Annotated in this window: 12 protein-coding genes and 1 riboswitch; of the genes, 6 read left to right on the forward strand and 6 right to left on the reverse strand. The window is 62.1% G+C overall.

All coding sequences use genetic code 11. The features are described 5' to 3' along the window. Nucleotides 1–27 precede the first annotated feature (27 nt). Nucleotides 28–2,043, reverse strand: coding sequence for an excinuclease ABC subunit UvrB (uvrB, locus tag ACA065_RS20600; RefSeq protein ID WP_497691274.1), 2,016 nt, complete (start codon nucleotides 2,041–2,043; stop codon nucleotides 28–30). A gap of 343 nt (nucleotides 2,044–2,386) precedes the next feature. Between uvrB and ACA065_RS20605 the strand changes: the two genes are divergently transcribed. Further along, nucleotides 2,387–3,583: an amino acid aminotransferase gene (locus ACA065_RS20605; protein ID WP_497691275.1), complete on the forward strand. Its 1,197-nt coding sequence runs from the start codon at nucleotides 2,387–2,389 to the stop codon at nucleotides 3,581–3,583. A gap of 99 nt (nucleotides 3,584–3,682) precedes the next feature. After that, the gene (locus ACA065_RS20610; protein WP_016970937.1) at nucleotides 3,683–3,892 is read left to right on the forward strand and encodes a hypothetical protein; all 210 of its coding nucleotides are present in this window, start codon (nucleotides 3,683–3,685) and stop codon (nucleotides 3,890–3,892) included. 107 nt (nucleotides 3,893–3,999) lie between these two features. Here the strand turns inward: ACA065_RS20610 and ptrR are convergent, their stop codons facing one another. Next, a complete protein-coding gene (ptrR, locus tag ACA065_RS20615; RefSeq protein WP_497691276.1) occupies nucleotides 4,000–4,872 on the reverse strand; it encodes a putrescine utilization regulator PtrR in 873 nt (290 codons plus the stop codon). A 243-nt stretch (nucleotides 4,873–5,115) separates the two neighbouring features. Between ptrR and ACA065_RS20620 the strand changes: the two genes are divergently transcribed. Next, a complete protein-coding gene (locus ACA065_RS20620) occupies nucleotides 5,116–6,507 on the forward strand; it encodes an aldehyde dehydrogenase family protein (RefSeq protein ID WP_497691277.1) in 1,392 nt (463 codons plus the stop codon). Between the two features lie 83 nt (nucleotides 6,508–6,590). Here the strand turns inward: ACA065_RS20620 and ACA065_RS20625 are convergent, their stop codons facing one another. The 4 genes from ACA065_RS20625 to ACA065_RS20640 all read right to left on the reverse strand — a co-directional run bounded on the left by ACA065_RS20625 (nucleotide 6,591) and on the right by ACA065_RS20640 (nucleotide 10,126). Then, nucleotides 6,591–7,610 (reverse strand): sensor histidine kinase, encoded by a 1,020-nt coding sequence (locus ACA065_RS20625; protein WP_497691278.1) that lies wholly within the window; start codon nucleotides 7,608–7,610, stop codon nucleotides 6,591–6,593. Between the two features lie 9 nt (nucleotides 7,611–7,619). Continuing rightward, nucleotides 7,620–9,086 (reverse strand): ATPase domain-containing protein, encoded by a 1,467-nt coding sequence (locus ACA065_RS20630; RefSeq protein ID WP_497691279.1) that lies wholly within the window; start codon nucleotides 9,084–9,086, stop codon nucleotides 7,620–7,622. Continuing rightward, nucleotides 9,083–9,517 (reverse strand): hypothetical protein, encoded by a 435-nt coding sequence (locus tag ACA065_RS20635; RefSeq protein ID WP_497691280.1) that lies wholly within the window; start codon nucleotides 9,515–9,517, stop codon nucleotides 9,083–9,085. The genes ACA065_RS20630 and ACA065_RS20635 overlap by 4 nt, the downstream gene beginning before the upstream one ends. A 132-nt stretch (nucleotides 9,518–9,649) precedes the next feature. Next, nucleotides 9,650–10,126 (reverse strand): hypothetical protein, encoded by a 477-nt coding sequence (locus ACA065_RS20640; protein WP_497691281.1) that lies wholly within the window; start codon nucleotides 10,124–10,126, stop codon nucleotides 9,650–9,652. A 198-nt stretch (nucleotides 10,127–10,324) separates the two neighbouring features. Beyond that, nucleotides 10,325–10,518: riboswitch (cobalamin riboswitch) on the forward strand. Nucleotides 10,519–10,634: 116 nt separating this feature from the next. Here ACA065_RS20640 and ACA065_RS20645 point away from each other — a divergent pair. The 3 genes from ACA065_RS20645 to ACA065_RS20655 are packed head-to-tail and all read left to right on the forward strand — an operon-like array spanning nucleotide 10,635 to nucleotide 13,407. Continuing rightward, nucleotides 10,635–11,645 carry an ABC transporter substrate-binding protein gene (locus tag ACA065_RS20645; RefSeq protein WP_497691282.1) on the forward strand — a complete coding sequence of 337 codons (1,011 nt, stop codon included), beginning with the start codon at nucleotides 10,635–10,637 and terminating at the stop codon, nucleotides 11,643–11,645. Then, nucleotides 11,642–12,646, forward strand: coding sequence for a FecCD family ABC transporter permease (locus ACA065_RS20650; protein ID WP_497691283.1), 1,005 nt, complete (start codon nucleotides 11,642–11,644; stop codon nucleotides 12,644–12,646). Before ACA065_RS20645 ends, ACA065_RS20650 begins: the two co-directional genes overlap by 4 nt. Beyond that, the gene (locus ACA065_RS20655) at nucleotides 12,643–13,407 is read left to right on the forward strand and encodes an ABC transporter ATP-binding protein (RefSeq protein ID WP_497691284.1); all 765 of its coding nucleotides are present in this window, start codon (nucleotides 12,643–12,645) and stop codon (nucleotides 13,405–13,407) included. Before ACA065_RS20650 ends, ACA065_RS20655 begins: the two co-directional genes overlap by 4 nt. Nucleotides 13,408–13,410 lie beyond the last annotated feature (3 nt).

Genomic DNA, 13,410 nt, shown 5'->3' on the forward strand with positions numbered 1-13,410 from the left:
CGAAGAGGCAATCACCCTCTCTACAAATCAAACAGCCAACAACCGCTCCCGCAGCTTGCCGATCTCATCGCGCGTCTGCGCCGCCGCTTCAAACTCAAGATCGCGCGCCAGCTGGTACATCTTCTCTTCCAACTGCCGGATACGTTTGGTGATCTCACTCGGCGAGCGCAATTCGTTCTCGTACTTGGCGCTTTCTTCGGCGGCCTTGGCCATGCCCTTGCGCTTCTTGCTGCGCGAGCCGGGCACGGTGGCGCCTTCCATGATGTCGGCGACGTCCTTGAACACGCCTTTGGGGATGATGCCGTTCTCCAGGTTGAAGGCAATTTGCTTGTCACGGCGACGCTCGGTCTCGCCAATCGCCCGCTCCATGGAGCCGGTGATGCGGTCCGCGTACAGAATCGCGCGGCCATTGAGGTTACGCGCCGCACGGCCGATGGTCTGGATCAACGAGCGCTCGGAACGCAAGAAGCCTTCCTTGTCGGCATCGAGGATCGCCACCAGCGACACTTCCGGCATGTCCAGGCCTTCGCGCAGCAGGTTGATCCCCACCAGCACATCAAAGGTGCCCAGGCGCAGGTCGCGGATAATCTCGACGCGCTCCACAGTGTCGATGTCCGAGTGCAAATAGCGCACCCGCACGCCGTGGTCGGCCAGGTAGTCGGTCAAGTCTTCGGACATGCGCTTGGTCAGCGTGGTCACCAACACGCGCTCTTCCAGGGCGACACGCTTGGTGATCTCTGAGAGCAGGTCATCGACCTGGGTCAGCGCCGGGCGGATCTCGATTTGCGGGTCCACCAGGCCGGTCGGGCGCACCAGTTGCTCGATCACGCGCCCCGCATGTTCGGCTTCGTAGTTACCCGGCGTGGCCGAGACAAAAATGGTCTGCGGGCTGATGCTTTCAAACTCGTCAAAGCGCATCGGCCGGTTATCCAGCGCCGAGGGCAGGCGGAAGCCATATTCCACCAAGGTTTCTTTACGCGAGCGGTCACCTTTGTACATCGCGCCGACCTGCGGCACGCTGACGTGGGATTCGTCGATCACCAGCAAGGCGTCGTCCGGCAGGTAATCAAACAGGGTGGGCGGCGCCTGCCCGGACTCGCGCCCCGAGAGGTAGCGCGAATAGTTTTCGATGCCGTTGCAGTAGCCCAGCTCCAGGATCATTTCCAGGTCGAAACGGGTGCGCTGCTCCAGGCGCTGCGCTTCCACCAGCTTGTTGTTGGAACGCAGGTATTCCAGGCGCTCCACCAGTTCGCCCTTGATGCCCTCGATGGCGCCCATCAGCGTTTCGCGCGGGGTCACGTAGTGGCTTTTCGGGTAGAAGGTGAAGCGCGGCAGCTTGCGGATCACCTCACCGGTCAACGGGTCGAAGGCCGAGAGGCTTTCGACCTCATCGTCGAACAGCTCGATGCGAATCGCTTCCAGGTCGGATTCGGCCGGGTAGATGTCGATCACATCGCCGCGCACCCGGAAGGTGGCGCGGGCGAAGTCCATGTCGTTGCGGGTGTACTGCAAGCTCGTCAGGCGTCGCAGCAGCTCGCGCTGGTCGAGTTTGTCGCCGCGATCGACGTGCAGCACCATCTTCAGATAGGTTTCCGGGCTGCCCAAGCCATAGATGCACGACACCGTGGTGACGATGATCGCGTCCCTGCGCTCCAGCAGCGCCTTGGTCGCCGACAGCCGCATCTGCTCGATATGGTCGTTGATCGACGCATCCTTCTCGATAAAGGTGTCGGACGACGGCACGTAGGCTTCGGGCTGATAGTAGTCGTAGTAGGAAACGAAGTACTCCACCGCGTTGTTCGGGAAGAACGCCTTGAACTCGCCGTACAGCTGCGCGGCCAGGGTTTTGTTCGGCGCCAGCACCAAGGTCGGGCGATTGGTCTGCGCAATCACGTTGGCGATGCTGAAGGTCTTGCCTGAACCGGTCACCCCGAGCAGCGTCTGGTGCGCGAGGCCAGCTTCGATACCTTCAACCATCAGGCGAATGGCTTCGGGTTGATCGCCGGCGGGTTCAAAACGGGTGACGAGCTGGAAATCCGACATAACGTACCTCGTGAAGTCACCCCAGACTCGAAACCGCCAGGGACGAAAAAGCTCAGCAACCCGCGAATTTTCATCGCAGGTTGCAGGAAAAAACCATCATAGCTGTAGAAGTGGAGGCGAATGTGACGGGTTTCAAGGCAATCGTCCTACCTGCCGTCGTGGGCTCATGTTGCAATAAGACTAACGGTCGGCAAATAAACCGAAAAACTTGGCCGAAAAGCCGTTTCGGCTGTCGCCCTCAGCCAGGATGGCCTCTATACTAGCTCCCCGTTTGTGCACCGCTCTAGTGCATTCGGCTGGAGCGCGACACGTCCCTCCCTTCCCCCATAGAGCTGCCGCAAAAATGAGCCTGTTCTCCGCTGTCGAAATGGCACCACGCGATCCAATCCTGGGCCTCAACGAAGCATTCAACGCCGATACACGAACCACCAAGGTCAACCTTGGCGTGGGCGTTTACTGCAACGAAGAGGGGAAGATTCCACTCTTGCGTGCCGTTGCCGAAGCGGAAGCCATTCGCGTGGCGCAACACGCCGCCCGTGGCTACTTGCCGATTGACGGCATCGTCGCTTACGACCAGGCCGTGCAAAAGCTGCTGTTCGGCGCTGACTCACCGCTGCTGAGCGCCGGCCGTGTCATCACCGCGCAAGCGGTCGGCGGCACCGGCGCACTGAAAATCGGCGCCGACTTCCTCAAGCAACTGTTGCCCAATGCCGTGGTTGCCATCAGCGACCCAAGCTGGGAAAACCACCAGGCGCTGTTCGAAAAAGCCGGTTTCCCGGTGCAAACCTACCGCTACTACGACGCCGCCACTCACGACGTGAACCGTGCCGGTTTGCTCGAAGACCTCAACGCCCTGCCGCCCCAGTCCATCGTGGTGTTGCACGCTTGCTGCCACAACCCGACCGGCGTCGACCTGAGCCCGGCTGACTGGCAAAACGTGCTGGACGTCATCAAGGCCAAGAACCTCGTACCGTTCCTCGACATGGCCTATCAGGGCTTTGGCGACGGCATCCACGAAGACGCCGCGGCGGTACGCCTGTTTGCTGAATCCGGCCTGACCTTCTTTGTGTCCAGCTCGTTCTCCAAGTCGTTCTCGCTGTACGGCGAACGCGTAGGCGCGCTGTCGATCGTCAGCGAGTCCAAGGAAGAAAGCGCGCGCATCCTGTCCCAGGTCAAACGCGTTATCCGCACCAACTACTCCAACCCGCCGACCCACGGCGCGGCGATTGTGGCGGCGGTGCTGAACAGCCCTGAGCTGCGCGCCCAGTGGGAAGCCGAACTGGCTGAGATGCGCCTGCGCATCCGTGGCATGCGCGAGCAGATGGTCGCCGAGCTGGCCAAGGCGGCGCCCGGCCACGACTTCAGCTTCGTCGGCCGCCAGCGCGGGATGTTCTCCTACTCCGGCCTGACCGTTGAGCAAGTCACCCGTTTGCGCACCGAGTTTGGCATCTACGCGCTGGACACCGGCCGCATCTGTGTGGCGGCGCTGAACCAGTCGAACATTGGCGCGGTAACAAAGGCGATTGTTCAGGTTCTATAAACCTGCCAGCGTCATGTGAAGGGGAAGCCGGTGGCTTCCCCTTTTTATTGGCGAACACACTAGACTGAACCCCGACTGCCCCTTTGCTGTGAGAGCCCTATGAGAAACGACGACCTGGACCTGCGCGCCGACCGCGACGAACTGCATGACTACACCCCGCGCGCCCCGCAAGCCAAGCGCCAGAAAAGCCTGGTGCTGCAAGTGGCGCTGGGTGTGTTCCTCGGCGGGTTGGCGCTGTGGCTGGTGCAACTGGGCGCGACGGCGATCATGGCCAAGCTGGCCATGGGCACCTTCCAATTCGGCGGCTGATGAAGATCAACATGTGGGAGCGGGCTTGCTCGCGAAGGCGGTGGATCAGTCACACATGTACCGCCTGACACTCCGCTTTCGCGAGCAAGCCCGCTCCCACATTAGATCTAAGTGGCTACCAGACCGCGCTCTTCCAGCAACTTCACAAAACTGTTCAAACTCTGCGACACCGTGCCCCGCCGCCAGATCAGCCAGGTATTGAGGATGCGGAACGCGTCGGTCAGCGGCCACACACTCACCGCCGTAAACCCCGGCATGCTCTCCAGCATGCTGCGCGGCATCAGCGCCAGGCCAGCCCCGGCGCTGACGCAGGCGAGCATGCCGTGGTAGGACTCCATCTCGAAGATCTTGCCCGGCACCGCGCCATCCTGTGAAAACCAACGTTCAAAGTGATGGCGATACGAGCAGTTCGAGCGAAACGTATAGATGCTCTCCCCCGCCACATCCTGCCCGCGCGTGATCGGCGCGTGATGCAGCGGCGCAATCACCACCATCTCCTCTTCAAACACCGCCACGCCTTCCAGCGTGGCATGCAGCACCGGCCCATCGACAAATGCCGCCGCCAGGCGCCCCGACAATACGCCCTCGATCATCGTGCCCGACGGCCCGGTGCTCAGGTCCAGCTCGACCTTGGTGTGTTTCTGGTTATACGCCGCAAGCAACGCGGGGATACGCACCGCCGCCGTGCTCTCCAGCGAACCCAGAGCAAACGCGCCTTGGGGCTCCTCCCCCGCCACCGTGGCACGAGCTTCTTGCACCAAGTCGAGAATACGCCGCGCATAGCCGAGGAAATTCCACCCCGCCGGCGACAAGCGCAGGCGGCTCTTCTCGCGAATAAACAGCTCCACGCCCAAGTCTTGCTCCAGCTGCTTGATGCGCGTGGTCAGGTTCGACGGCACGCGATGAATCAACTGTGCGGCGGCGCTGATGCTGCCTTGCTCGGCAACGGCCTTGAAGATTTCCAGCTGCACCAGATCCAAGTCATTCTCCAATGTGATCGTTCCCACGCTCTGCGTGTGAACGCATCTTGTGACGCTCTGCGTCACAGCCTTGCGCAACGTCGGGCGCAGAGCGCCACGGGCGGCATTCCCACGCAGAGCGTGGGAACGATCTCACATCAATCATTCTCCATTTGAGAATGTATTGCTTAATATTATTCAGTTTCCAGAAAACATACAGCCCCGTAGGCTGAATGCATTCCACTCATTCAGCCGGACGGTGCCATGAACGCTATGACTCATCAAACTCACGCCTTGTCGATCAACCCCGCCAATGGCGAAACGGTCGGCAGCTACCCTTACGAAACCGAGGCGCAGTTGGACGCAGCCCTCAACCGCGCCACCGCCGCCTTCCGCACCTGGCGGCGCCAGCCGGTCAGCCAGCGCGCCCAATTGCTGCTGGCCCTGGCCGATGCCCTGCGCGACCAAGCCGAAGACATGGCGCAGATGATTACCCTGGAAATGGGCAAGCCCATCGCCCAGGCGCGTGCCGAAATCGAAAAATGCGCACAACTCAGCGAATGGTACGCCGCCCACGGCCCAGCCATGCTCGCCCCGGAGCCAACGCAGGTGGACAACGGCAGCGCCCAGATCGAATACCGCCCGCTGGGGCCGATCTTCGCCGTAATGCCGTGGAACTTCCCGGTATGGCAAGTGCTACGCGGTGCAGTGCCGACCTTGCTGGCCGGTAATACCTATGTGCTCAAACATGCACCCAACGTGATGGGCAGCGCCTACCTGATGCAGCAAGCGTTTCAGAAAGCCGGTTTCGCCGAAGGTATTTTTGAAGTGGTCAACGTGACAAACGACGGCGTCTCCAAAGCCATCGCTGACCCGCGCATCGCCGCCGTCACCCTCACCGGCAGCGTACGCGCCGGCATCGCCATCGGCTCCCAAGCCGGTGCCGCGCTGAAAAAGTGCGTGTTGGAACTGGGCGGCTCCGACCCGTTTATCGTGCTCAACGACGCCGACCTCGATGCCGCCGTGCAAGCCGCTGTGATCGGGCGCTTCCAGAACAGCGGCCAGGTATGCGCTGCCGCCAAGCGCCTGATTATCGAAGCCGGCGTGGTGGAAGCCTTTACCGCCAAATTCCTCGAAGCCAGCCGCGCGTTGGTGATGGGCGACCCGACCTCGACCACCACCTACGTCGGCCCGATGGCCCGCTTCGACCTGCGCGACGAGCTGCACGGCCAGGTCCAGGCCACGCTGGAAGAAGGCGCGACCCTGCTGCTGGGCGGCAATAAAGTACCCGGCGCCGGCAACTACTACGCGCCGACCGTGCTGGCCAACGTCACTGACCAGATGACCTCGTTCAAACAGGAACTGTTCGGCCCGGTGGCCTCGATCATTACGGCTCGCGACGCCGACCACGCCGTGGCCCTGGCCAACGACAGCGAGTTCGGCTTGACCGCCAGTATCTTCACCACCGACTCGGCCAAGGCACGGGATATTGCCGACCAGTTGGAAACCGGCGGGATCTTCGTCAACGCCTTCAGCGTGTCCGACCCTCGGGTGGCGTTTGGCGGTATTAAGAAAAGCGGGTTTGGGCGCGAGTTGTCGCACTTTGGTGTGCGCGAATTCTGCAATGCGCAGACGGTGTGGCTGGATCGCAAGTAAGCTTGGGACTGACAAGGTCCCTGTGGCGAACGGGCTTGCCACAACACGCCCGCTTGCCACAAGGATGGCGCTAGCCAAGGCTATCAAGCATTCAACAAGGGCAACGTCACCACAAACTCACTGCCCTTGCCCATGCCTTCACTCATGGCGGTAACTTTACCGCCATGCGCTTCAACCAGTTCGCGCACCACCGTCAGCCCGATTCCCAACCCCGAACCGTTGAAGCCGATGGCGTGTTCGTCCTGCACATAAGGGTCAAAGATCAGCGGCAGCGCCTTGGCCGAAACGCCGATGCCGTTGTCCCAAATGCTGATGGTCAGCGCGTCCGCCGCGGTGACAGACAGCACTATCCGGCCGCCAACCGGCGTGTACTTGGCCGCGTTGGCCAGCAGGTTATGCAGAATTTGCGCAAGACGCCCCGCGTCACCACTGAGCATCAAGCTGCCGTCCGGAAGATGGGCATCGAATTGCTGCTTTTTCGCGCGCATCACCGGGCCGCACGCATCAATGGCGCTTCTGAGGATCTGCAGCATGTCGACATCACGTCGCTCGATGCGCAGCTTGCCCGTGCTCACGCGCGACACGTCCAGCAAGTCGTCTACCAAGTGCGAAATATGCTGCACCTGGCCTTCGATCAGCTCACGCATGCGCGGCAACTGGTCGCTCGGCAGGCGAACCATGCGCTCGGCGATCATGCTGATCGGCGTTAATGGGTTGCGCAGCTCATGCGCCACCATCGCCAGGATGCTTTTTTGCTGGCCCAGCGCGCGCTCGGCCGTCGCCTGCAGGTCCTGAGCACTGAGTGCCGCGATCACCAGTTGCGCGTTCGCCTCACGCAGCTCCTGGTACAAGCGTTGCTCTTCCAGGCGCGGCGGGCTTGCGGCGTCTGATTGCGCGAGAAGAATGGCCAGGACCAGTTGCTGATTGGCCTCGATCACCTGCTCGACCTGCTGGCTATCCACCAGACGGCTGCTGACGTCACTCAGTTGCTGTTGCAGCGCGGCAAGCACGGCACGCGCCTCAACGGTTTTTTGCCCAAGCAGGAACAGCTCGTGAGCGGCCGTGGTCAGCTCACTTCCATTCTTGCCGCCGGTTTCGCTCATGAGCCAAGCTCACACATGCTTGTCTCCCGCTAAAACCCGCTGGGTTGGCCGACCGCCCAGCAGGCCTTCCTGTTGCGGCAACATGTCGAGAACCTGCAGGCCGTTATCGTCAATGTGGTACTGGCGCAGCTGATCGGAGTGAGCACTGGCGCGCACCTTGACCACCGCCATGATGCGCAATAAACGGCTCTCTACTTCGATGTAACGCTGCACGATGATCGCGTCAGTCAGAAACGCCGTGCCGTAAGGGCTGAAACGCAGGTCGGTGTAACGGTCTTCCAGCTCGGAGGTCATCAATACGCTGACCCCGGCACCGGTCAGCGCGCTGACCATGCGCGACAGCGATTCACGAAAGTCTGCGCGGAAGGTGGGCGCCAATGCCAGCTCAAAGCCCGACAGCGAATCGATCACCACGCGGGTGGCGTTCAAACGGCTGATCTCGCCAAGCAGCAATTGCACGATTTCATCGATGGACAGGTCCGGCGCGCGGCTGTCCACCAGCCCCACCTGCCCGTTCTTGATCAACTCGGCCAGCTTGGGGTTCTGTGAATGGTTGGGCCGTTGTTCGAACACCGCAATCACCCCGGTTTCACCATTGCGCGCGCCTTCCGCCAGGAAGGTCGCCGCCAGGATGCTCTTGCCCGAACCCGACGGCCCGGCCACCAGCAGCGAATAGCCGCGAGGCAGGCCGCCGCCGAGCATCTCATCGAGTGCCGGCACGCCCATTTTCAGGCGCGTGATCGGGAACGTCGGCGGCGCCTCAACCGAACGACTGAGGGCAGCCGGCGGGAACACCTTGATCCCCGAGGCGGCAATCCGAAAGGTGTGCAGCCCCGGCAAGGTCGGTTGGCCGCGCATCTTCATGATTTCCACCTTGCGCACCATCGAATTGCGCTCGACGCTTTGGCGCAGCCAGATCAGGCCATCGGCCACGGTGAAAATCGGATTCGTGTCGGTTTCGGTGAAGTATTCGCCGATCAGGAAGGTCGTGGCCTGCCACGTGGTCATCAACATGCCCAACTGCTGGATAAACTGCGGCAGGTTGTTGTTCGGGTTGTGCTGGGTCTGGCTGGCCAGCACCACGGAGCGGAAGGAGTCGACAAACACCAGCGACGGCGAATGCGCTTCGACCTCGCTGACGATGCGCCGCAACACCTCGTCCAGGTCCCCGGCCAGGGTGTCATCGGCCAGGTTGATATAACGAATCGACTGATTGATTGCTTCGTTGTCGAAAAAATCGAATTGCTGCTGGTAGCGCAGCATCTTCAGTGGCGGCTCACCGAGCACGGTAAAGAACAGCGCGGGACGCTCGGGCGTGGCCAGGGCGAACATCATCTGGTGCGCGAGGGTGGTTTTGCCACAGCCTGGAGGGCCGGCGATCAGGTTGAACGAAAACTCCGGCAGGCCTCCGCCCAGGACCTCGTCCAGTCCTGGCACACCGGTGGCCAGACGGTTGATAGTCACTTTGGTGCTCATGGCGAAATTTCCTGCGAAGAGGTGTCGCTCGAAGAAGGCTGCCACACGTCAACCAGCAGACGTGCGGTGAGTGAAGGCCCGATCAGCGTGGTCAGAAGTTCGTAGAGGGTAGCCAGCAGCACCTCACCGAAAAACAGCGCATCGGTTTCGTTGTGCTCGACGAGTGCGGATTTGAGGGCAATCAGGTCCATCGCGGCCGGCACACTGTCGAAGGTGGCAGCCAGGCGTGGATGGGTCGAGACGCACAGATGGAAGCTGCGGCGGTACAGCGCGGCAACGCCCTGCTGGCCGATAATGGGCGCCAGTGCTGCGCCCATATCCTGCAAAATCGAAACAATCGCCTCGGTAATGCTTGCATTATCAGCCTGCGGACCAACACGGTGCGCCAGAGAAGCTACGATCCGGCGGCTCTCTTCGCTAAGCGTGGGCATGTCTGACTAATATCTGATGAACAGAGATTGATGGTACACCCTATCGGTATGGATAGAACCCCGCGGCACACAACGGGGCAAATGCGCTTACCCAAGGCGAAACATTTGTCGCCGCCTGCGTACCTCGCTCGATCAAAGCGCCCACATCCTGATCATTGCAAACCCCAGGTCCACACTCACGCATTCGCGCCCATCCACCCACTCATCTTCACGCAGGCGCCGCCCGGTGTTGGTCTCGCGCTCGCCTTTGGCAATCACCAGCACAAACAATCGGGTCGGGCATTCGAAGTTGCGCAACCGATCAACATCGGCCCTTACCGACCAGTCACCTTCCAGGCACTTGGCTTGGGATATATCGCCCAGGCATTTGATTTCAGCGACCATCGTCGTTGAACCGGTGTCATCCAGGGCATACAGGTCGGCTTTGCGCCGCTCGCCGATCGGCAAGTCCGTCCAGATTTCAATTTTATCGTTGAACCAGGCGTGCACGCTGATTTCGGCCTGAATCCAGTGTTCGCGGCAACTGTTCAATTGCAAGACCTGCTCGAGTTTCTCGCCCATTTCGCGAAAGGCCCGCGCGTACAAGGCAATCCATTGGTCGGTGTTCATTGCGTACTCCCTGTGTGAGAAAAACCGAGGTTATCGTTGGGTCGGCGCATTCCAACCAGGCTGGATGAAACGCCGCGCGACATCATATAGCCATCCCCCAGAATCCGACACGCCAAAATCCCCTCAACCACCTTCGGCGCGCTGACGACGGCCAGTGGCAAACACCCGACAGATCAAACTCCCCCTGCCCGCCATGATCGACTACCATACCGCGCCGGTTCCCCAACGGGACTAATAGGGAATTCGAAGCGCGGCCCATTGCGCCAATCGAAACTGCCCCCGCAACTGTAGGTGCTGAGCCTGCTCCACATCGCCACTGGGCATTACCCGGGAAGGCCGGAGCGTGGCGACGACGCATCAGTCAGGAGACCTGCCGGCCAAGCAACATCACTCACCGGCGGGGTGTCCGGGAAGGCCATCCGTGCCCTGCAAGACCTGCAGCGTTCGTGGGTGTGTTTCCGAGCCGTACCTCCCCTGTTTCACGTACGGTTCACCCGGAGACTGCCTCATGCTGCCACGCGTTACCGCCCTGATCACCGGCCTCGGCTTCTGTGCCCTGGCCCACGCCACGCCGACTCATTACCCGCTGACGGTGCAAAACTGCGCCAGCACCCTGACGTTTGAGCAGGCGCCCGCGCGCAGTGTGACCATCGGCCAGGCCGCCACCGAGATGCTCTACGCCTTGGGTGTGGGCGACACCGTGGTCGGCACCTCGCTGTGGTTCAACAGCGTACTGGCGCAGTTCAAGGCGCAGAACGACAGCATCGAGCGCCTGGCCGATAACGAACCAAGCTTCGAAGCAGTCATCGCCAAACGCCCGCAACTGGTGGCCGCCGAGCTGGAATGGGTGGTGGGCCCGCAAGGTGTGGTGGGTACGCGCGAGCAGTTTCACGAACTGAAGATTCCCACCTACCTGCTGCCTTCCGATTGCGAAGGCAAGGACAACCTGGTGGGCGCCGACGGCACGCGGCTGGAGCCGTTTCGCATCGACACGATCTATAAGAGCATCAGCCAACTGGCCGAGATCTTCGACGTGCAAGCGCGCGGCCAACAACTGAATGATGAACTCAAGGCGCGCCTGACCAAATCCGTCGCCACCGCACAGGGCAAAGGCCTCAAGCAAGCCAGCGCATTGGTGTGGTTCTCCAGCGCCGAGATGGCCAGTGACCCGTACGTGGCCGGCCACCAGGGCATTCCCCAATTCATGCTCCAAACCCTGGGCCTGCACAACGTGGTGCAGTCCAATGAAGAGTGGCCCGCCGTCGGCTGGGAAACCATCGCCAAGGCCAACCCGACCTTCGTGGTGATCGCGCGCATGGACCGCCGCCGCTACCCGGCCGACGACCATGAAAAGAAACTCGCCTTCCTGCGCAGCGACCCGGTGACCCGCAACATGGACGCGGTGAAGAACAACCGCATCATCATTATTGACGCCCTGGCGCTGCAGGCCAGCATTCGCATGTTCGATGGCCTGGAACAACTGGCCGGCGCCATCGACGGCTACGACCTGCCTAAATGATGCGCGCCCTACTCGCCCTGGCGCTGCTGTTGCTCGCCGTACTCGCCGGCGTGGCCATCGGCGAAACCGCCATCGCGCCGCAGGTGGTGTTGCAAGTGCTCGCCAACAAACTGTGGGCGGCCGGTTACGCGCTGGACCCGATCGATGAAGGCGTGGTGTGGAGCTACCGCCTGACCCGCGCCCTGGTCGCCGCCGCGTGCGGTGCCGGGCTGGCCACGTGCGGGGTGATTTTGCAGTCGTTGTTGCGTAACCCGTTAGCCGACCCTTACCTGCTGGGCATCAGCGCCGGCGCTTCGACCGGCGCGGTATTGGTGGCATTGATCGGCGTGGGCGGCGGGCTGATTTCGCTGTCGGCAGGCGCGTTTGTCGGGGCCATGGCGGCCTTTGCGCTGGTGATTTTGCTGGCGCGCGCCAGCGGCTCATCCAGCGGCACCGGGCAGATCATCTTGGCGGGCATCGCCGGCTCGCAGTTGTTCAATGCGCTCACCGCGTTCCTGATCACCAAGTCGGCCAGTTCCGAACAGGCGCGCGGCATCATGTTCTGGCTGCTGGGCAACCTCAGCGGCGTGCGTTGGCCGTCGGTGTGGCTGGCGGTGCCGGTGGCCGTCGCAGGGTTGGCGGTGTGCCTTTGGCACCGTCGCGCGTTGGATGCGTTTACCTTTGGCACCGACTCGGCGGCGTCGCTGGGTATCCCGGTGCGCCGCGTGCAGTTTGTGCTGGTGGGCTGCGCGGCACTGGTGACGGCGGTGATGGTGTCGATTGTCGGCTCTATCGGCTTTGTCGGGCTGGTGATTCCCCACGCCGTACGCCTGCTGGTCGGCACCGCGCATTCGCGGCTGCTGCCGGCCAGTGCCTTGGGCGGCGCGCTGTTTTTGATTGCCGCCGATGTGCTGTCGCGCACCTTGATCAAGGGCCAGGTGATTCCGGTCGGGGTGGTCACGGCATTGGTGGGCGCACCGGTGTTTGCGTTGATCCTGATCGGCCGGAGGAACGCGCGATGACGGTGCTGAGTTGCACGGGCCTGGGCTTCAAGGTGCGCGAAGCCGAGTTGCTGCGCGATATTCACCTTGAAGTGCAGTTGGGCGAAACCCTAGGCATCGTCGGCCCGAACGGCTCCGGCAAATCCACCCTGCTCAAGCTGCTCGCCGGTTTGCGCGCACCGGGCAGCGGCGAAGTGCGCCTGGGCGGCCAACGCCTGGGCGAGCTGTCGCGCCGGGCCATCGCACGGCAGTTGGCGGTGGTGGAGCAGCAAGCCGACACCGACGACGCCATCCGCGTGTTCGACGCCGTGGCGTTGGGCCGCACGCCGTGGTTGTCGGCACTGAGCCCGTGGTCCAGCGCGGACGACGCCATCGTCAACCAGGCGCTGCACGACGTGGACGCCACCCACTTGGGTAAACGCGCCTGGCGCAGCCTCTCGGGAGGCGAGCGCCAACGTGTGCACATCGCCCGCGCCCTGGCGCAACGGCCGCAGATTCTGTTGCTGGATGAGCCGACCAACCACCTGGATATCCAGCATCAACTGGCGATTTTGAAGGGCGTGCAGGCGTTGCCAGTGACCACCTTGATCGCCCTGCATGACCTTAATCAGGCGTTGACCTGTGATCGCCTGGCGGTGCTGGATCGCGGGCAGTTGGTGGCGCTGGGCAAGCCGCTGCAAGTGCTGACACCTGAGCGCTTGCAGGACACGTTCGGCGTGCAGGCGCATTACCTGACGGACCCGTTTGATGGGGCGCAGATATTGCGGCTGCGCTCAAACTGAGAA

Source organism: Pseudomonas sp. LBUM1640, from assembly GCF_059716225.1.